Here is a 19,054-nt window from a genome sequence, read left to right as displayed (position 1 = left end):
CTGCAGCACCCGCGGCATCAAGCCCAAGGCGCCGGATGTCAAGGCGAGGGCGTTCACCAAGGTCCAGAGCCTGAGCGTGCGAGAAGGGATGCGTCCCCCGCAGCCGGATCGCCTTCGACCTCGGCACCGGCAGCGGCCTGCGGCAGGGAGAGGTGTTCGGCCTCTCCCCCAGCGACATCGACAAGTCCGCCGAAGAGCTGAACATCCGTCGCCAGCTCCAGATCGACAAGCACGGACGCCCGTACTTCAAGCTCCCCAAGGGCAACAAGGAGCGCTCAGTCCCTCTCTCGGCGGGCCTCAGCCCCTCTCTGGAGGAGTACCCGGACGACTTCAAGCCCGTGCGGGTGACACTGCCGTGGCGCGGCCCCGGCGGTCCGGAGAGCGGCGAGCTGACGACGACGCTGCTGATGACGACGCGGTACGGCAATCCCATCAACCAATCGTCGTGGAACTACGACGCCTGGAAGCCCGCGCTCGCCGCCGCCGGCCTGATCGACCCGTGGGACAGGAGCCGCGCCTCGCACCACCGCGGCGGCTGGCCGGCTGCGCGCGAGCTCGGGTTCCACATCACGCGACACACCTACGCCTCCGTGCAGTTGCAGGCCGGCGAGTCCATCGTCGCGCTGTCGCAGTGGCTCGGCCATGACGACCCCGGGTTTACGTTGCGCAGGTACACGCACTTCATGCCGGACGATGGCCGGCGCGGGCGTTCGGCGATCGATGCGTGGCTGGGCCTGGGCGCGGGCCTGCTGCCGTACGAGGTGCTGGAACCGCTGGGCACCCAGGAGCGCTTGCTGGTCGGCGAGTTGGGGCTGCTATACCTCGTCGCCGTTCCGAAGGGCGCCGAGTGGACGGTGTCGCTGGTTCGCGGCCCGGGCCAGCGGCCGCTCGGCCAGATCCTGGTCAGCCGCGGAACCGCCGACCGCGTCCTGGAGACGGCGGGCGCTTGGCTGCGCGCGAACGGACCGGCGCTTGGCGGACAGGTCGTTGAGGTGAAGAATATGAGCGAGCCCCCGTCGGCGAAGCGGGTGGCTGCGGCCCTTGGCCGGGTGGTGCTGGCTGCCGACGTGGCCGCCGACTTCCTCGCGGCGCTCGCAGCGTGAGTTGAAATGGATCTCTATGTGCACTCTATGGGGGCCGACGAGGTACTTCGACAGCCCTAGAGGTGTAGACCAAAGAAGTGACTATGCGGCGGAGCTGAAATCAGCTCCGCCGCTGGTCATGTGGCCTATGGTCAGCTCTTGGTGGCCATGGCCCGCAGGAAGAACGCCAGGTTGGCCGGACGCTCCGCCAGGCGGCGCATGAAGTAGCCGTACCACTCCTCGCCGTAGGGCAGGTAGACGCGCATGGTGTTGCCGGCCTGGGCGAGGCGCAGCTGCTCCTCCGGGCGGATGCCGTAGAGCATCTGGTACTCGAAGCTGTCCCGGGCGCGGCCGTTCCACTCGGCCAGCTGGCCGGCGATCTTGATCATGTTGGGGTCGTGCGAGGCCACCATCGGGTAACCCTCGCCGCCCATCAGGACCTTGAGCGCACGGACGTAGGCGAGGTCGACCTCGTGCTTGCCCTGGAACGCCACCGACTCGGGCTCCTTGTAGGCGCCCTTGCAGATCCGCACCCGGGAGCCCGCGCCGGAGAGGTCCTTGCAGTCGGCCTCGGTGCGGCGCAGGTAGGCCTGCAGCACGACGCCCAGCCACGGGAAGTCGGCACGCAGCTCGCGGGCGATCGACAGCGTCGAGTCCGTGGTGGTGTGGTCCTCCATGTCCAGGGTGACCGTGGTGCCCGCGTCGGCGGCGGCCTGGCAGATCCGCCGGGCGTTCTCCAGCGCGATCTTCTCACCGTCCACCGGGAGGAACTGGCCCACCGCGGAGAGCTTCACGGAGACCTCGGCGTTCGCCGCGAGGCCGGTCTCCTTGAGGGCGGCCAGCAGGTGCTCGTAGGCCTTGGCGGTGCCGGCGGCCTGGTCGGCGTCCTTGGTGTCCTCGCCGAGGTGGTCGAGGGTCACCTTGCGGCCGGTGGCGACCAGCTCGTCCGTGGCGGTGATGCCCTGGTCGAGCAGCTCGCCGGCGACGAAGCGCTCGACTATCGCATGGGTCGGGGGGAACTTCTCGACCATGGTGCGCACCTGCGGGGAGCGGGACGCGGCGAGCAGTGCGGAACGGAGCATCGGGACTCCTGTGGGGGATGGGCAGGGTGCGAGGGGTGCGGGGGCGGCGGTGAGGGTGGCCGCCGCCCCCACGGGGTTGTCGCGCGCGCCGCCGCCCTCGACGGGGCGGCGGCGGGCGACGGGAGGCACTGGGCGAGGGATGTCAGCCCATGTGCGGGTAGCGGTAGTCCGTCGGCGGGACGAACGTCTCCTTGATGGACCGCGTCGAGGTCCAGCGGGCCAGGTTCTGCTTGGCGCCCGCCTTGTCGTTGGTGCCCGAGGCCCGGCCGCCGCCGAACGGCTGCTGGCCGACGACCGCACCGGTCGGCTTGTCGTTGATGTAGAAGTTGCCGGCCGCGAACCGCAGCTTCTCGGCCGCGTCCTGGGCCGCCGCGCGGTCCTGGGAGATGATCGAACCGGTCAGGCCGTAGGCGGAGACCGACTCCATCTGGGCCAGCATCTGCTCGTACTCGTCGTCCTGGTAGACGTACACGGCGAGGATCGGGCCGAAGTACTCGTCCCGGAAGTACTCCGAGGCCGGGTCCTGGCAGACCAGCACGGTCGGACGGACGAAGTAGCCCACCGAGTCGTCGTAGGTGCCGCCGGCCAGGACCTCGACCGTCGGGTCGGCCTGGGCGCGGTCGATGGCGGCCTTGTTCTTGGCGAAGGCGCGCTCGTCGATCACGGCGCTCATGAAGTTCGACAGGTCGGTGACGTCGCCCATGGCCAGGCCCTCGACCTCGTCGCGGAACTCGTCCTTGAGCGAGGCCCAGATCGAGGCCGGGACGTAGGCGCGGGAGAGCGCCGAGCACTTCTGGCCCTGGAACTCGAAGGCACCGCGGGTCATCGCGGTCTTCAGCACCTGCGGGTCGGCGGACGGGTGGGCGACCAGGAAGTCCTTGCCGCCGGTCTCGCCGACGATCCGCGGGTAGGAGCGGTAGTTCTGGATGTTGTTGCCGACCTCGCGCCACAGGTGCTGGAAGGTCGCGGTGGAGCCGGTGAAGTGGATGCCGGCCAGCGCCGGGTGCTTCAGGGCCACCTCGGAGACGGCCAGGCCGTCACCGGTCACCATGTTGATGACGCCCTTGGGCAGGCCCGCCTCCTCCAGCAGCTGCATCAGCAGGTGCGCGGAGAACTGCTGGGTGGGGGACGGCTTCCAGATGACCACGTTGCCCATCAGCGCCGGGGCGGTGGGCAGGTTGCCCGCGATGGCGGTGAAGTTGAACGGGGTGATCGCGTAGACGAAGCCCTCCAGCGGGCGGTGGTCGCTGCGGTTCCACACGCCGTCCGAGGAGATCGGCTGCTCGGCGATGATCTGCCGGGCGAAGTGCACGTTGAAGCGCAGGAAGTCGACGAGCTCGCAGGGAGTGTCGATCTCGGCCTGCTGGGCGGTCTTGGACTGGCCGAGCATGGTCGCGGCGGCCATCGTCTCGCGCCACGGGCCGGCCAGCAGGTCCGCGGCCTTGAGGAAGATCGCGGCGCGGGAGTCGAAGGAGAGCGCCTGCCAGGCGGGGGCCGCGGCGAGGGCCGCGTCGATGGCGTCCTTGGCGTCGGCCTGGGTGGCGTTGCGCATGGTGCCGAGGCGGGCCGCGTGGTTGTGCGGCTGAACGACGTGGATCTCCTCGCCGCCACCCATCCGGCGCTCGCCGTTGATGGTCATGGTCAGCTGGACGGGCTCCTGGCCCCCCAGCTCCTTCAGCTTGGCCTCCAGCCGGGCCCGCTCGGGGCTGCCGGGGGCGTAGCTGTGGACCGGCTCGTTCACCGGCGCGGGGACCTGGGTCACGGCATCCATGAGTGCGCGCTCTCCTTCGAGTCGTGGGGGCCCTCGGGTAGGGCAGCGGGGCCGCCGTCGTTCACACGGCCGCCATGAAGGAACGTTAAGCCGCCGCAGCCACCCCCTAGGTTGGCCAGGCGGCTAAAGTCATCCATACGGCATTGTTCAACCGGATGAAGGTGAGCCGATGACAACTCCGGCCGCTGGAATCCCACTGCGTCACCTGCTGATGTCGCTCGGCGAGCCTCTGGTCGAACTCCAGGCCGCCCCCGCCGGGTTGGACGTGCCGGTGCGCGAGGTGGCGATCCTCGACCCCGAGGACCCGGCCACCGCCGCGACCGGCGAGCTGGTGCTGGCGATCGGCGCCCGCGGCCGTGCCGCACTGCCCGCGCTGCGCGCCGCCGGACGGGCCCGGGCCGCCGCCGTCGCCGTCAAGCTGGACGGCCCCGGGCAGGCCGACGCACTGCGCGAGGCCGCCACCGAGGCCGGGGTGGCCCTGCTGTCGGTGCGCCGGGAGACCCGCTGGGAACACCTGGACGCACTGGCCCGCGCGATCATCAGCGGGCCGGACGCGCCGGAGACCGCCGAACACAATGCCGGCGACCTGTTCTCGCTGGCCCAGACCACGGCCGTGCTCACCGGCGGCATCGTCTCCATCGAGGACACCTCCAGCCGGGTCCTCGCCTACTCCCGCTCCGCCGCCTTGGACGAGGTCGACGACCTGCGACGGCTCTCCATCCTGGGCTGGCAGGGCCCCGAGCCGTACCTGTCCAAGTTGCGCGAGTGGGGCGTCTTCCAGCACCTGCGCAGCTCGGACGAGGTGATCGCGGTCGACCCGCACCCCGAGCTCGGACTGCGCCGCCGACTCGCCATCGGGATCCGGGCCGGCGCCCAGCCGCTCGGCACCATCTGGGTGCAGGAGGGCTCCCGGCCGCTCGCCCCGCAGGCCGAGCAGGCGCTGATCGGCGCCGCCCGGGTGGCCGCCGCGCAGCTGGTGCGGCGGCGCCGCGAGCTCTCGGCCGACGTGCGGCTCACCCAGACGCTGCTGATCGGCCTGCTCGAAGGCAGCACCGGGCCGCAGTCGCTCGCCACCCACCTCGGGCTGCACCCGCAGCGCCCGGCCACCGTGCTCGGCTACGCGGCGGTCGGCACCGACGCCTCCCGGGCCGACGTGACCGGGCTGATCTCGGTGCACACCGCGGCCCGGCACCGCAGCGCGCTGCTCGCGCCGATCGACTCCCGGGTCTACGTGCTGCTGCCCGACCTGCCGGCCGCGCTGCCGGTGGCCACCGTGCGCGGCTGGGCCCGGGAAGTGGTCGAGGCGGCCCGCGACCACCTGGGCGTGCAGCTGCGGGCGGCGATCGGCAGCACCGTGACCGGGCTGGCCCAGGTGCCGGCGTCCCGCGCGCAGGCCGACCGGATCCTGGACGCGATGGGGCGCGGCGGGGTGATGCCGCAGGTCGCCGCGCTGAGCGACGTGCAGGCCGAGGTGCTGGTCAGCGAGACGCTGGCACTGCTCCAGGAGCGGGCCGAGCTGCGCGACCCGCGGCTGGTGGCGCTCACCGACTACGACGCCCGGCACGGCACCCAGCTGGCCGAGTCGGTGCTGGCCTGGCTGGACGCGCTGGGCGAGGTGCGGGTGGCGGCGCAGGTGCTGCACATCCATCCGAACACGCTGCGCTACCGGGTCCGGCGGGCCGAGCAGCTGACCGGGATCGACCTGGCGCAGCCGCAGCAACGGCTGCTGGCGATGCTCCAACTGCGCCTGCCGAGCGCCTAGCGCCGAGCCGGCCGAACTCCCAGTCGGCAGCCAGGCAGCACCTGGCCCCGCCGAAAACAACGCCCAGCCGGCGCCCAGGGCAGCGCCTGCCGAGCGCCCAGCGCCACGACGACCAAGGGCCCTGGTCGAGGTGACCAAGGCCCTTGCTGTGCAATCCGGTGGGCGATACTGGGATCGAACCAGTGACCCCTTCGGTGTGAACGAAGTGCTCTCCCGCTGAGCTAATCGCCCGGGTGCAGGGAAAACCTTATCCCATCCGCGGCAGTGCCCCGGACGGCCCATCCGCGGCAGTGCCCCGGACGCCGCCCCCTCACCGCCGGCGCTGCCGCCGCCACACGTCCCAGGCGGCCAGCCAGCACGCCTCCGCCTCCGGGTCGCCGCCGCACTCCCGCACCCGCACCCAGGCCTGCTGGGCCGGCAGGCTGGGCACCTGGCTGGCGAAGACCGTGTGGCGGATCGTCTCCTCCACCGCCGCCCGGCCCTCCTGGGAACCGACCAGCCAGTCCACCTGGTCGGCCAGCCGGCAGAGCTGGCCGACCATCAGCTCCAGGGCGGTCCGCGCTTCGCTGCGGGTCTCCGAGGCGTAGTGCATCTGCTGGCGCACCGCCGCCGACCAGTGCTCAACCGGCTCGCCGACCCGCAGCCGCCGCGGCAGCCGGACCCGGCCGTCGGAGAGCCGGTGGGCCCGCTCGGCCAGCGCCCGCTCCACGCTGGACTCCGCCAGCAGCCGGTGCGCGTCCAGGCCGGTCAGCGCCGCCTGCCCGCGCCGGGCCTGGGCGATCCGGGCCTGCCGTCCGGTTTCCAGCTGGCGCAGCAACTCGGTGCGGCCGGTCAGGTAGCGGTCGTAGTCCGGCCCGCTGAGCTGGTCCAGCTCCACGTCACCGGGGGCCACCCCGCGCCCGCAGAGCAGCACCACCGAGCCGTCCACGGTCAGCCGGCCGGCCCAGACGGTGCGGGACTGGCCGCCCGGCCCCGGGCCGCTGCCGCGCTCCTCGTGGATCTGCACCGGCACCGGCTCGCCGTCCACGGTGATCCACTCCCGCAGGGTGCGGATCCGGGACGGGCAGTCGCCCTCATCCAACCCGAGGTACTCGTAGATCCGGTCGCGTTCCCGCTCGATCAGCTCCTCGGGCTCCGGCAGCGCGGTGTAGCGCTCGATGCCCGGCTGGTAGGTGCGCACCGTGACGTACGGGCCGTCCAGCGAGCTCCAGTCGCCTGACCGCACCTCGAACCACGAGACCTCGTCGCCGAGCATCTCGTAGTCGCTCAGCGCGTCGCTGTCCACGGCCGTCGGGCCGCCGGCCGCCGGCGGCACACCCCGGGCGCCCCGGCCGGACCGGTCCACCCCGTAGACCTGGAAGTCCAGTTCCTCGAAGACCGCCCGCACCGCCCGCTCCTGACCCCGCAGGTGCTCCTCGCCCGACTCCACCGCCCAGCTCTCACCGCTGATCGTCACCTTCGCCGCTCCCCCGGGCTCGCCGTTCCTCGATCGCGCGACCGGCCCCACCAGTCCCGGACCGCGTCCGCCCACGATACGTGTGCTCGACCTGGCGGGCCATCAGCTTCGCTCGTACGGCTGGTAGATCGCGCGACCCCTCCCGCCCACCCCTGGTCCGGCCCTATGGTGGCGGTGCCCACACCCACGCGGGGGCGCCGCCTCGTCGGCCACCTGGAGCAGCCATGGACTCGAACCGGTACCGGTTGGTCAGCGTCTGGCAGCTGCCCGCGCCGCGGCACGGGGTCTACCAGGCGCTGCGCGACGTGCCGGAGTATCCGCTCTGGTGGCCGCAGGTGCGGGAGGTGCGGCGGCTGGACGACCGCACGGGGCGGCTGCGGATCCGGTCGGCGTTGCCCTACCAGCTGCTGGTCACGGTGCGGGAACGCCGCCAGGACGAGGCCGCCGGGGTGCTGGAGGCCGAGTTGGCCGGGGACTTGGTCGGCTGGTCGCGGTGGACGGTCGACCCGGACGGGCCGGCGGCCAGCCGCGCCGTCTTCGAGCAGGAGGTCCGCCCCGGCAAGCCGCTGATGCGGTGGCTGGCGCTGCCCGGCCGGCCGCTCTTCCTGGCGAACCACGCGCTGATGATGCGCGCCGGGGAGCGCGGGCTGCGGCGTCGACTGCTCGGCTCCCCGGCGGCCGCCTCCGTCAGTTCCGGGAGCGGGCCTTGAAGGCCGCCTTGCGGGCCTCCTTCGCCACCCGCTTGTCCGGGTGCAGCTCGCCGATCGTCTCCAGCACCTGTGCCGTGTAGGTGTGTTCGACCCGCCACAGCTCACCGAAGAAGGCCGCCGGGTCATCGGTCACCGGCATCCGGGCGATCAGCTCCCGTTCCAGTTCGCGGTCGCCTTCGAGGTCCAGCAGCTGCCCGGCGTAGGTGTCCACGGTGGTCCACAGCACCATCGGGCGGTCGGGCTCCGGCACGTCGGAGGCGCCCTGGGCGAGCAGCCAGGCCCGCGCCGCGCCGCCCAGCTCCCGGTCGGCCAGCACCTCGCGCACCGCCGGCTCGGCCACCTCGCCCAGCTCGCCGAGCGCCAGCTGGGCCAGCAACCGGCGCAGCGGGGCGACCGGGTCGCTGCCCCGGGCGGCCGCCAGCAGCTCGCGGGCGGCGCCGAGCGGTTCGCGGCCGGCCAGCCAGATCCGGATCTCCTGGTCCGGCAGCACGTTCACGGCCTCGGCGATGCCCTGGAGCAGGGCGGTGGCGTCACCGGTGGCGTACTCGCCGATCAGCGGGGCGTCGTAGCCCTTGTCCAGCAGCCACTGGCGGATGCCGTACTGGCCGAGCGGGGTGAGCTTGACCAGGCCGAAGCGGGCAGCCTCGGCGTCCTCGGCCTCGGGGCTCAGGGCCGCGGCGGCGGCACCGTCCGCCGCCGCCTCCTCCTCGGCCTCCTCGAAGAGCTCGGGGTCGATCGGCTGGTACTCCAGCAGCCCGATCTCCTCCAGGTCGGACAGCATCGGGTCGAGGGCGACCATCACGTCGGTGATGTCGCCGAGCATCTCCTCGTCCGGCTCCTCGCCGTCGGGCACCACCAGCAGGGCGGCCAACACGCCCAGCGGGACGGTCTCCTGGCCGGGCTCGGCGAAGGCGGTGGCCTCATAGAGCACCTGCAGGGCCTCGTCCAGCAGCTCGGCGGCCTCCGCCTGGACCTCCTCGTACTGGCTCAGCAGCTCCTCGGCGCGCGCCTCGTCGGCCTGCTCGCCGGCGTCCGGCTCGGAGTCCAGCGGCTCGATCTCGGCGGCCAGCTCGGTGACCACCTCGGCGGCGGACAGCCACAGCTCCAGCACCGCCTCCGCGTCGCCGGCCTCCACCGGGGCCAGCTCCTGGCTCGGGCCGGCCACCCGGTTGCCGTCGGCGTCGTGCGCGGGCACCACCAGCTCCAGGTCGCTCGCCAGCGACCAGATCCGCAGCGCCTCCAGCACCGTGTCCTCGGGGACGTTGCCCTCGGCGGGGGCCAGGCCCAGGTGACGGGCGGCGGCCACCTGGTCGGCCGGCAGCAGATCACCGAGCTCGTCCACCGGGCGGGTCGGGGCCGCCCATCTGGCCAGCCGGACCGCCAGGGCCAGCAGCGGCACGGCAGCGGCCTGCGCGGCCAGCTCGGCCTCCGGCAGCAGGCGCACCGGCGGGACCAGCACCGACTGGTCGTCGGCGTCCTCCCCGTCGTCGAAACCGTGGGCGCCGTAGAGGTCGGCCAGCTCGAAGTCGGCGGGCAGCAGGCTCTCCGACGGCTGCGTTCCAGGCCCGGTCGCCGACGGGTGGTCAGGGGTCTTGCGGCGTCGTCCGGGCATCGGGAGCGGTCTCCTCATGTGGGGGTCTGCACTGCGATCAGCGTATCGGCCGTCCCGGCGCCCGTGCCCCACCTACGGGGGCGCGCGCCGCCGCTGTACGCCTCTCCTGCACCACCACGCTGTCCGTGCCCCTGCCGCACCACCGCACTGCCCCTGTTCCGGCGGCACCACCCCCGGCCGACGCCCGGACGCCCGACGGCACCCGCCTGCCCACGTGCCGGCGGCACCACCCCCGGCCGACGCCCAGACGCCCGACGGCACCCGCCTACCCACGTGCCGGCGGCACCACCCCCGGCCGACGCCCAGACGCCCGACGGCACCCGCCTACCCACGTGCCGGCGGCACCACCCCCGGCCGACGCCCAGACGCCCGACGGCACCCGCCTACCCACGCACCGCACCCGGCTGCCCACGTGCCGGCGGCACCACCCGGCCGCCCATGTGCCCGTCGGCACACCAGGCTGCCCGCATTCCTGCCCCCACCAGCCCGTATCCTTTTGCATTACTACACATCACATTCCCCGCACCACCTCGGCACCCCGACCCTGGCCACCACAGCAGGTCACGGACGGACCGCCCCGGCACACCCCGCCGGCCCGGGGTGGCGCCCGGCCACATCAGGAGACCCCTGCCATGGCGGACCTCTCCCCCGCCGGCCCCGGCCTGCCCTCAGGGCGGCTGACCGGTACCCGGCTCTCGGAGGCCCTGCTTCCCCTGGAGCTCGCCCCGCGCGACCAGCTCCAGCTCTCCGCGGTCAGTCGCTGGAACGCGGCCCGCGGCGTGCGCGTCGGCCTGGTCGCCGCCGCCCTACTGCTCCTGCTGATCGGGGCCAACCTGGCCACCCCGGTCTACCCGCTGCTCCAGCAGCGCATGGGACTGACGGCCCTCGACACCACCCTGCTCTTCACCGTCTACGTCTTCGTGCTGATCCCGGTGCTCGCCGCGGTCGGCCACTGGTCCGACCTGCTCGGCCGCCGCGCCCTGATCCTGCCGGCCATCCTGCTGGCCGCCGGCGGCGACGCGCTCTTCGCCACCGCGCACGGCTTCGGCCAGCTGGCCGCCGGACGGGCGATCCAGGGCGTGGCGGTGGCGCTCTCCACCGGGGCGGCCGGAGCCGCGCTCAGCGACCTGCTGCCCGACCACCAGACGCTGGCCGCGAAGCTCACCCTGGCCTGCTCGGCGGGCGGCGTCGCGCTCGGCCCGATCGTCGGCGCCTCCCTGGTCACCGGCCGCGACCCGCTGCTCACGCCGTTCCTGGTGCACGCGGTGGCGCTGCTCGTGCTCTGCGTGCCGCTCGCCGTGGTGCACCCGCGGCTGCCCGGCGCCCGCCGCCACCCCGCCGAACCGCCCCGGATCACCACCCCGCCGCACCTCAAGCCCCGCAAGCTGGCGCTACCGGCCCAGGGCCGCCGGATGTTCCTGCTGGCGGCCGGCACCGGGTTCCTCTCCTACGCCGTCTTCGGGGTCTTCCTCAGCCTGGCGCCCGCCTTCTCGGCCCAGCTGCTGCACACCCGCGCGCCGATGGCCGGCGCCGTGGTGGCCGCCCTGCTGCTCGGCTCCTCAGCCGGCGCCCAGCTGCTGATCCCACCCACCAGCAGCCCCCGGCTGATCGCCCTCGGCCTGACCGGTCTGGCGGCCGGCCTCACCCTGGTCGTCCTCGCCGCCTACGCCCACCTGCCGGCCCTGCTCTTCGTCGGCAGCGTGCTCGGCGGCGCCTGCCAGGGCATCGCCTTCCGATCCCTCTTCACCACGGCCATCGCCGCCATGGACCCGGCCAAGCGGGCCAGCGAGATGAGCGCCCTCTGGGTCATCGTCTACCTGGGCAGCTCCGCCCCGATCGTCGCCGTGGGCGCCCTCGCCCGCAGCTACGGCCTGCTGCCGGCGGTCAGCGGCTTCGCCGCCGTCGCCGCGACCGCCTGCCTGGCCCTGGCGGGGGCGGTGCTGCGGCGGCGGTAGGTCAAGGCCGCCACGGGCGCCAGAGCGAGGTGTCGATCTCGATGCCGAAAGGCTCCGGAAGAACGACTGGGTCACCGAACTTCCAGCTCTGGGAGGTTTGGTAACGGCCCTCCGCGCGGTCCGGCTCACTGAACAGGGTGATCCCGGACTGCCGCGGGTCGCGGTCGACGAGCAGGTAGTACGGCACACCGCAGCGGGCGTAGCCGGTCCACTTGGTGGCGCGGCGACCCAAGACCGGTTGACGGTCGTTGTGCGCGTTGGATTTGGACGTGACCTCCACGACCAGCTCCAACTGATGGGGAAACACGAACAGACGCTCTTCCGCTTCACACCAAGCGGCGACCTCTGTCCGCATGATCGCGAGATCGGGTTGGTACCCGTCCCCGATCTCGGTCAGATCCAGGTTGAAGGCCTGGACCGGGGTCCAGGGAGTCTCGGGCCCCACCTCGGCTCGGACGACAGCGCGCTGGATCCGGGTCAGGATCATGGCGTGCGAGAACACAGCCGCAGGCGACACGACGATCTCCCCACCGACCACCTCCACCCGCGTGCCGTCGTCCGGCAGGTGGAGGTAGTCGTCGAGCTCACCCCGCACCCACATCGCATACGGGGAATCGGGCAACACGTAATGCGCGATCGCAGCTACGGACACCTCGACGCTCCTTCCACGCTCGCGAGCCCATCGTGGCCGCCTGCAGCCAGATATACCACTGCCGGGTGGCTCGTTCCCCCAAAGGAACGAGCCACCCGGCAGCGGTGTTGACGATCTCGAAGCTCTGAAACCTCAGACGTTGAAGCCCAGCGCCCTCAGCTGCTCGCGGCCGTCGTCGGTGATCTTGTCCGGGCCCCACGGCGGCATCCAGACCCAGTTGATCCGGAGGTCCTTGACCAGGCCGTCGGTGGCGCTCTTGGCCTGGTCCTCGATGACGTCGGTGAGGGGGCAGGCGGCGGAGGTGAGGGTCATGTCGACGGTGGCGACGTCGTCCTCGTCGATGTGGACGCCGTAGATCAGCCCGAGGTTGACCACGTCGATGCCGAGCTCGGGGTCGACGACGTCCATCAGGGCCTCGGTGAGGTCCTCGACGGAGACGGTGCCGGCGGTGGTGCCGACGATGCCGACCGGGCCCTCCGGGGTGTCAGGGGTGTCACTCATGGGGTGGGGTTCCTTTGGTCGGGTGGGGTCAGGCGGGGTGGGCGGCCAGCGCCTTGGCGGTGGCGTCCTTCCAGGCCATCCAGCTGAGCAGGGCGCACTTGACACGAGCCGGGTACTTGGAGACGCCGGCGAACGCCACCGCGTCCTCCAGCAGGTCCTCGTCGCCATCGGACTGGCCCTTGCTCTGCATCAGCTCCAGGAAGGCCTCCTGGATCTGCTGGGCCTCGCCCACCGGCTTGCCGACCACCAGGTCGTTGAGCACGGAGGCGCTGGCCTGGCTGATCGAGCAGCCCTGCGACTCGTAGGAGACGTCCGCGACCACGGCGCCGTCCAGCCGGACCCGCAGGGTGATCTCGTCACCGCAGGTCGGGTTGACGTGGTGCACCTCGGCGTCGCCGTCCCGCAGCCCCTTGCCGTGGGGGTTGCGGTAGTGGTCCAGGATGATCTCCTGGTACATCGAGTCGAGCTTCATGTCACCGGTCCCTGTCCTCAGCCGAAGAAGTTGCGGACGTGGTGCAGCCCGTCGATCAAAGCGTCCACCTCGCCCGGCGTCGAGTACAGATAGAACGACGCCCTGGTGGTCGCCGGAATTCCGTACCGCAGGCAGACCGGCCGCGCGCAGTGGTGGCCGACCCGGACCGCGATGCCCTGCTCGTCCAGCACCTGGCCCACGTCGTGCGGGTGGATGTCGCCCAGCACGAAGGAGATCGCGGCGCCGCGGTCCACGGCCGTGTTCGGGCCGATGATCCGCAGGTCCGGCACCTCCTGGAGCCGGTTGACCGCGTACTCGGTGATCGCGTGCTCATGAGCGGCGATCTCGGCCATGCCGATGTCGGAGAGGTAGTCGATCGCGGCGCCCAGGCCGACGGCCTGCGCGATCGGCGGGGTGCCGGCCTCGAACTTGTGCGGGGCCGGGGCGTAGGTGGACGAGCCCATGGTGACGGTCTCGATCATCTCGCCGCCGCCGAGGAACGGGGGCAGGTCCTCCAGCAGCTCCTGGCGGCCCCAGAGCACGCCGATGCCGGTGGGCGCCAGCATCTTGTGGCCGGTGAAGGCGACGAAGTCGGCCTCCAGCGCCTGCACGTCCAGCACCATGTGCGGGGCGGCCTGGGAGGCGTCGATCACCACCAGCGCGCCGACGTCCTGCGCCCGGCGGACGATCGTCTCGACCGGGTTGACGGTGCCCAGCAGGTTGGAGACCAGGGTGAAGGAGACCACCTTGGTCTTCTCGGTGATCAGCTCGTCGATGTTCGACAGGTCGAGCCGGCCCTCGTCGGTCAGCCCGAACCACTTCAGCTTCGCGCCGGTGCGCTGCGAGAGCAGCTGCCACGGCACGATGTTGGAGTGGTGCTCCATCTCGGTGATGACGATCTCCGAGTCGGCGTCCACGCGGTACGGCTCGTCAGCCCAACCGAGCATGTTGGCAACGAGGTTGAGCGACTCCGAGGCGTTCTTGGTGAAGATCACCTCGTCCCGGCTGGGGGCGTTGACGAACGCCGCCACCTTGTCCCGGGCCCCCTCGTAGAGCGCGGTGGCCTCTTCGGCGAGCACGTGCACCCCGCGGTGCACGTTGGCGTTGTGCTGCTCGTAGTAGGCCGCCAGCACGTCCAGGACCTGCCGGGGCTTCTGTGAGGTCGCCGCGTTGTCCAGGTAGACCAGGGGCCTGTCGTCGTGCAGCAGCCGCTGCAGGACCGGGAAGTCCTTGCGGATCGCGTCGGTGTCCAGCAGCCCCGGCAGAGTCAGGTTCGTCACGCGACAGCGCCGCCCTTCACATAAGCCTCGTAGCCCTCGTTCTCCAGCTTGTCGGCCAGCTCCGGACCGCCGGACTCGACGATCCGGCCGCCGGCGAAGACGTGCACGTAGTCGGGCTGGATGTACCGCAGGATGCGGGTGTAGTGGGTGACCAGCAGGGTGCCGACCTCACCGGTGGCACGGACCCGGTTGATGCCCTCGGAGACGATCCGCAGCGCGTCGACGTCCAGGCCGGAGTCGGTCTCGTCGAGGATCGCGATCTTCGGCTTCAGCAGCTCCAGCTGGAGGATCTCGTGGCGCTTCTTCTCACCGCCGGAGAAGCCCTCGTTGACGTTGCGCTCGGCGAAGGCGGGGTCCATCTGGAGCGCCGCCATGGTCTCCTTGACCTCCTTCACCCAGGTGCGCAGCTTGGGGGCCTCGCCGCGGACCGCGGTGGCCGCGGTGCGCAGGAAGTTGGAGACCGACACGCCCGGCACCTCGACCGGGTACTGCATCGCCAGGAAGACGCCGGCGCGGGCGCGCTCGTCCACCGACATGGCGAGCACGTCCTCACCGTCCAGCAGCACCTGGCCGCTGGTCACGGTGTACTTGGGGTGGCCGGCGAGCGAGTAGGCCAGGGTCGACTTGCCGGAGCCGTTGGGGCCCATGATGGCGTGGGTCTCGCCCTGCTTGACCGTCAGGTCGACGCCCCGCAGGATCTCGCGGGGACCGTTCTCCGCCTCGACGGAGACGTGCAGGTCACGGATTTCAAGGGTTGCCATGGTGCTCAGGACTCCTGGGTGACGGAGACGAGCACGTCGTCCCCTTCGATCTTGACGGGGTAAACGGGAACCGGCTTGGTGGCGGGCAGTCCGGAGGGCTTGCCGGTGCGCAGGTCGAAGCTGGAGCCGTGCAGCCAGCACTCGATCCGGCAGTCCTCGACCTCACCCTCGGAGAGCGACACGTTGGCGTGCGAGCAGATGTCGTTGATCGCGAACACCTCGCCCTCGGTGTGCACGACGGAGACCGGCACCCCGTCGACCTCCACCCGCTTGGGGGTGTCCTCGGCCAGCTCGCTCAGCGCGCAGACACGCATGTAGCTCACGCGACACCCGCCAGCTCGGACTCGATCTTCTCCATCAGCTGGTCGTGGATCTCCGCCACGCCGATCTGCTGCACCAGCTCGGCGAAGAAGCCGCGCACCACCAGGCGGCGGGCCTCCTCCTCCGGGATGCCGCGGGCCTGCAGGTAGAACAGCTGCTCGTCGTCGAAGCGGCCGGTCGCCGAGGCGTGGCCGGCGCCGACGATCTCGCCGGTCTCGATCTCCAGGTTGGGGATCGAGTCGACCCGGGCGCCGTCGGTGAGCACCAGGTTGCGGTTGTGCTCGTAGGTGTCGGTGCCCTCGGCGGCGGCGCGGATCAGCACGTCGCCGACCCAGACCGCGTGGGCGTCCTTGCCCTGCAGCGCACCCTTGTAGACCACGTTGGACCGGCAGTGCGGGGTGTCGTGGTCGATCTGCAGCCGGTGCTCCAGGTGCTGGCCGGCGTCGGCGAAGTAGAGGCCGTACAGCTCGGCCTCGCCGCCGGTGGCCGAGTAGGTGACCCGCGGGTGGATCCGGACCAGGTCGCCGCCGAAGGTGACCACCACGGACTTCAGCGAGGCGTCCCGGCCGACCAGCGCGGTCTGCTGGGCGGTGTGCACCGCGTCGCGCTCCCAGTCCTGCACCGAGACGAAGGTGAGCTTCGCCCCGTCGCCGACCAGCAGCTCGACGTTGGCCGCCCGGGTGCCGGAACCGGTGTGGTTCAGCACCACGACGGCCTCGGCGAACGGCTTGACGTCGATCACCACGTGGGCGAAGCGGACGCCGCCCTCGCCGTGCACGTCGATCTTCACCGGCTCGTTCAGCACCGCGTCCTTGGGCACGGTCACCACCAGCGCCTCCTCGAAGGCGCTGTAGGCCTGCGCGGCGACCCGGTCGACGGGCTTGCCGGCCTTGCCGAGCCGGGCGTCGTCGCGGCCGACGGTCTCGGCGGTGACGCCGTCCGGCAGACCGAGCTCGACCTTGTCGGTGCCCTTGTCGGCGCTGACGGCGGTGCCGTCGTGCAGACCCGCCAGGCGGTGCAGCGGGGTGAACCGCCAGTCCTCCTCGCGGCCGGTGGGCACCGGGAAGTCGGTCACGTCGTAGGACGGCTCGACGGCGACGCGGGCGTCGATCGGCTGCCGCACCTCGGCGCGGCCGGTGCCGGGGCCGGCCAGCTGCGCACCGGCGCCGGCGGTCCCGACCTCGATCGACCCGGCGGTGGTGGAGCCGGAAGTGTTCTGCTCAGCCATAGCTGTTCGTGGTGCTCACTTTCTCAAAGTTCGGATGGGTGACGGTCGCTGACGGCGCGTCAGCCGACCGAACCCTCCATCTGCAGCTCGATCAGCCGGTTGAGCTCCAGCGCGTACTCCATCGGCAGCTCGCGCGCGATCGGCTCGACGAAGCCGCGGACGATCATCGCCATCGCCTCGAACTCGGTCATGCCACGGCTCATCAGGTAGAAGAGCTGGTCCTCGCTGACCTTGGAGACGGTCGCCTCGTGGCCCATCGACACGTCGTCCTCGCGGACGTCCACGTACGGGTAGGTGTCCGAGCGGGAGACGGTGTCCACCAGCAGCGCGTCGCAGAGCACGTTGGACTTGGCGCCCTTGGAGCCCTCGCCGATCTCGATCAGACCGCGGTAGGAGGTCCGGCCGCCGCCGCGCGCCACCGACTTGGAGACGATGTTGGACGAGGTGTTGGGCGCCAGGTGCACCATCTTGGCCCCGGCGTCCTGGTGCTGGCCCTCACCGGCGAACGCGATCGACAGGGTCTCGCCCTTGGCGTGCTCGCCCATCAGGTAGACGGCCGGGTACTTCATGGTGACCTTGGAGCCGATGTTGCCGTCGATCCACTCCATGGTCGCGCCCTCGTAGGCCACGGCGCGCTTGGTGACCAGGTTGTAGACGTTGTTCGACCAGTTCTGGATGGTCGTGTACCGGCAGCGGCCGCCCTTCTTGACGATGATCTCGACCACGGCGCTGTGCAGCGAGTCCGAGGAGTAGATCGGCGCGGTGCAGCCCTCGACGTAGTGCACGTAGGCGTCCTCGTCGACGATGATCAGGGTCCGCTCGAACTGGCCCATGTTCTCGGTGTTGATCCGGAAGTAGGCCTGCAGCGGGATGTCGACGTGCACGCCCTTCGGCACGTAGATGAACGAACCGCCGGACCAGACGGCCGTGTTCAGCGCGGCGAACTTGTTGTCGCCGGGCGGGATCACGGTGCCGAAGTACTCGTGGAACAGCTCCGGGTGCTCGCGCAGCGCGGTGTCGGTGTCCAGGAAGATGACGCCCTGCTGCTCCAGGTCCTCGCGGATCTGGTGGTAGACCACCTCGGACTCGTACTGCGCGGCGACACCGGCGACCAGGCGCTGCTTCTCCGCCTCCGGGATGCCGAGCTTGTCGTAGGTCGCCTTGATGTCGGCCGGCAGGTCCTCCCAGGACTCGGCCTGCTTCTCGGTCGAGCGCACGAAGTACTTGATGTTGTCGAAGTCGATGCCCGAGAGGTCGGAACCCCAGGTCGGCATCGGCTTCTTGCCGAAGAGCTTCAGGCCCTTGAGGCGCAGGTTGAGCATCCACTCCGACTCGGACTTCTTCGCCGAGATGTCGCGGACGACCTCCTCGCTCAGGCCGCGCTTGGCCACAGCACCGGCTTCATCGGAGTCCGACCAGCCGTACTCGTAGGTGCCCAGACCCTCGAGCTCCGGGTGGGAAACGGTGTCAGTCATGCGGGGTTCCTCCGCGCGGACGTAGCGGGTGGTTCGGTGGTCGTACCGGCATTCGGCGCGGCACCGGAACCCCGACGGGGCGACGGTGCGGCACCGGGTGCCGGCACATAGGTGGTGCAGACCCCGTCGCCGTGGGCGATGGTGGCCAGCCGTTGCACGTGGGTGCCCAGGAGCTGGGAGAAGACCTCGGTCTCCGCCTCGCAGAGCTGGGGGAACTGCTCGGCAATGTGCGCGACCGGGCAGTGGTGCTGGCAGAGCTGGGCGCCCGCCGGGGCCTTGCCGGCCGATCCGCTGGGCACTCGCCGCACCGTGGCAGCGTACCCGTCGGCGCTCAGGGCCTCGGCGAGCGCCTCGGTCCGCTGATCGGCCGTGGCCTGCTCCAGCGCACTGAGGTACTTCTCACCCTGCCGCCCGAACCGGGCGCGGGCGAACGCGGCGACCGCCTCCTGGCCCGCCTCGCCGCCACCGCTGGCCTCGGCGATCCAGCGCAGCGCGTCGGCGGCGAGCTGGTCGTAGGCCTGGTAGAAGGCGTCCCGGCCGGACTCGGTGAGGGCGAAGACCTTGGCCGGGCGCCCCCGGCCGCGACTGCCGTAGACCCGCTGTTCGCGGGAGGCGACCAAACCGGCCGCGACTAGGCCGTCCAGGTGACGACGGACGGCTGCGGTGGTCAGCCCGAGCCGGCTGGCCAGGTCGGCGGCGGAGGACGGGCCGTGGTCCAGGATCGAGCGGGCGACCCGGTCCCGGGTCGCCCGGTGGCCGTCCAGCAGGACTTCCGCCGAGGTCGCGGGCACGGAGCAGTTGGGGGCCGACTCGGCCTCCTGCTGCGTCATGTGCTCCCGCGCGTTTTTCACAACACCATTGTTGCGTAATTGGCTCCGGCCGAACAACCGGTGATCGACGCCCCAGCGGTGGGATCCGTCACTCAGGCAAGCCT

The 19,054-nt window shown here is 71.6% G+C and carries 17 protein-coding genes and 1 tRNA gene; 4 read left to right on the top strand and 14 right to left on the bottom strand.

What is annotated here, in order from left to right; all coding sequences use genetic code 11:
- Window positions 1-107 precede the first annotated feature (107 nt).
- On the top strand, window positions 108-1,103 hold the full coding sequence (locus LN042_RS04850) for a site-specific integrase (RefSeq protein WP_308191768.1): 996 nt from the start codon (window positions 108-110) through the stop codon (window positions 1,101-1,103).
- Between the two features lie 131 nt (window positions 1,104-1,234).
- Here the strand turns inward: LN042_RS04850 and LN042_RS04845 are convergent, their stop codons facing one another.
- Both LN042_RS04845 and pruA read right to left on the bottom strand, forming a co-directional pair.
- Window positions 1,235-2,164, bottom strand: coding sequence for a proline dehydrogenase family protein (locus LN042_RS04845; RefSeq protein ID WP_230048722.1), 930 nt, complete (start codon window positions 2,162-2,164; stop codon window positions 1,235-1,237).
- A 142-nt stretch (window positions 2,165-2,306) separates the two neighbouring features.
- Complete coding sequence (pruA, locus tag LN042_RS04840; protein ID WP_230048720.1) at window positions 2,307-3,935, bottom strand: L-glutamate gamma-semialdehyde dehydrogenase; 1,629 nt, start codon at window positions 3,933-3,935, stop codon at window positions 2,307-2,309.
- 169 nt (window positions 3,936-4,104) lie between these two features.
- Here pruA and LN042_RS04835 point away from each other — a divergent pair, with 169 nt between their 5' ends.
- Window positions 4,105-5,697, top strand: a complete 1,593-nt coding sequence (locus LN042_RS04835; RefSeq protein WP_230048718.1) for a PucR family transcriptional regulator — start codon at window positions 4,105-4,107, stop codon at window positions 5,695-5,697.
- Between the two features lie 159 nt (window positions 5,698-5,856).
- Here the strand turns inward: LN042_RS04835 and LN042_RS04830 are convergent.
- Both LN042_RS04830 and LN042_RS04825 read right to left on the bottom strand, forming a co-directional pair.
- Window positions 5,857-5,928, bottom strand: a tRNA-Val gene (locus LN042_RS04830).
- A gap of 79 nt (window positions 5,929-6,007) precedes the next feature.
- Entirely contained in the window at window positions 6,008-7,153 is a 1,146-nt protein-coding gene (locus tag LN042_RS04825) for a hypothetical protein (RefSeq protein ID WP_230048716.1), read from the bottom strand.
- A 224-nt stretch (window positions 7,154-7,377) separates the two neighbouring features.
- On the opposite strand from LN042_RS04825, the gene LN042_RS04820 reads away from it, so the two are divergent.
- Complete coding sequence (locus LN042_RS04820; protein ID WP_230048714.1) at window positions 7,378-7,863, top strand: SRPBCC family protein; 486 nt, start codon at window positions 7,378-7,380, stop codon at window positions 7,861-7,863.
- Here LN042_RS04820 and LN042_RS04815 read toward each other — a convergent pair.
- Window positions 7,841-9,475: an amino acid adenylation domain-containing protein gene (locus LN042_RS04815; protein ID WP_230048712.1), complete on the bottom strand. Its 1,635-nt coding sequence runs from the start codon at window positions 9,473-9,475 to the stop codon at window positions 7,841-7,843. The genes LN042_RS04820 and LN042_RS04815 overlap by 23 nt on opposite strands.
- Before the next feature lie 632 nt (window positions 9,476-10,107).
- Between LN042_RS04815 and LN042_RS04810 the strand changes: the two genes are divergently transcribed.
- Window positions 10,108-11,430, top strand: a complete 1,323-nt coding sequence (locus LN042_RS04810) for an MFS transporter (RefSeq protein WP_230048710.1) — start codon at window positions 10,108-10,110, stop codon at window positions 11,428-11,430.
- Between the two features lies 1 nt (window position 11,431).
- On the opposite strand, the gene LN042_RS04805 is transcribed toward LN042_RS04810, so the two are convergent.
- The 9 genes from LN042_RS04805 to LN042_RS04765 all read right to left on the bottom strand — a co-directional run bounded on the left by LN042_RS04805 (window position 11,432) and on the right by LN042_RS04765 (window position 18,950).
- Complete coding sequence (locus LN042_RS04805) at window positions 11,432-12,082, bottom strand: Uma2 family endonuclease (RefSeq protein WP_230048709.1); 651 nt, start codon at window positions 12,080-12,082, stop codon at window positions 11,432-11,434.
- 132 nt (window positions 12,083-12,214) lie between these two features.
- Window positions 12,215-12,583: a metal-sulfur cluster assembly factor gene (locus LN042_RS04800; RefSeq protein WP_283843555.1), complete on the bottom strand. Its 369-nt coding sequence runs from the start codon at window positions 12,581-12,583 to the stop codon at window positions 12,215-12,217.
- A 28-nt stretch (window positions 12,584-12,611) separates the two neighbouring features.
- Window positions 12,612-13,055 (bottom strand): Fe-S cluster assembly sulfur transfer protein SufU, encoded by a 444-nt coding sequence (gene sufU / locus LN042_RS04795; RefSeq protein ID WP_230048707.1) that lies wholly within the window; start codon window positions 13,053-13,055, stop codon window positions 12,612-12,614.
- A 17-nt stretch (window positions 13,056-13,072) separates the two neighbouring features.
- Window positions 13,073-14,326 carry a cysteine desulfurase gene (locus tag LN042_RS04790; protein WP_283843566.1) on the bottom strand — a complete coding sequence of 418 codons (1,254 nt, stop codon included), beginning with the start codon at window positions 14,324-14,326 and terminating at the stop codon, window positions 13,073-13,075.
- A gap of 5 nt (window positions 14,327-14,331) precedes the next feature.
- A complete protein-coding gene (sufC, locus tag LN042_RS04785) occupies window positions 14,332-15,096 on the bottom strand; it encodes a Fe-S cluster assembly ATPase SufC (RefSeq protein WP_230048705.1) in 765 nt (254 codons plus the stop codon).
- A gap of 5 nt (window positions 15,097-15,101) precedes the next feature.
- A complete protein-coding gene (locus LN042_RS04780) occupies window positions 15,102-15,410 on the bottom strand; it encodes a bifunctional 3-phenylpropionate/cinnamic acid dioxygenase ferredoxin subunit (protein WP_249800650.1) in 309 nt (102 codons plus the stop codon).
- Between the two features lie 5 nt (window positions 15,411-15,415).
- Window positions 15,416-16,645 (bottom strand): Fe-S cluster assembly protein SufD, encoded by a 1,230-nt coding sequence (gene sufD / locus LN042_RS04775; RefSeq protein WP_230048703.1) that lies wholly within the window; start codon window positions 16,643-16,645, stop codon window positions 15,416-15,418.
- Between the two features lie 59 nt (window positions 16,646-16,704).
- The gene (gene sufB, locus LN042_RS04770; protein WP_230048702.1) at window positions 16,705-18,120 is read right to left on the bottom strand and encodes a Fe-S cluster assembly protein SufB; all 1,416 of its coding nucleotides are present in this window, start codon (window positions 18,118-18,120) and stop codon (window positions 16,705-16,707) included.
- Window positions 18,117-18,950: a helix-turn-helix transcriptional regulator gene (locus LN042_RS04765; protein WP_230048701.1), complete on the bottom strand. Its 834-nt coding sequence runs from the start codon at window positions 18,948-18,950 to the stop codon at window positions 18,117-18,119. Before LN042_RS04765 ends, sufB begins: the two co-directional genes overlap by 4 nt.
- Window positions 18,951-19,054 lie beyond the last annotated feature (104 nt).

The sequence above is a fragment of the Kitasatospora humi genome (assembly GCF_020907985.1).
GTDB lineage: Bacteria > Actinomycetota > Actinomycetes > Streptomycetales > Streptomycetaceae > Kitasatospora > Kitasatospora humi.
This window is presented reverse-complemented; position numbering and strand designations above follow the sequence as displayed.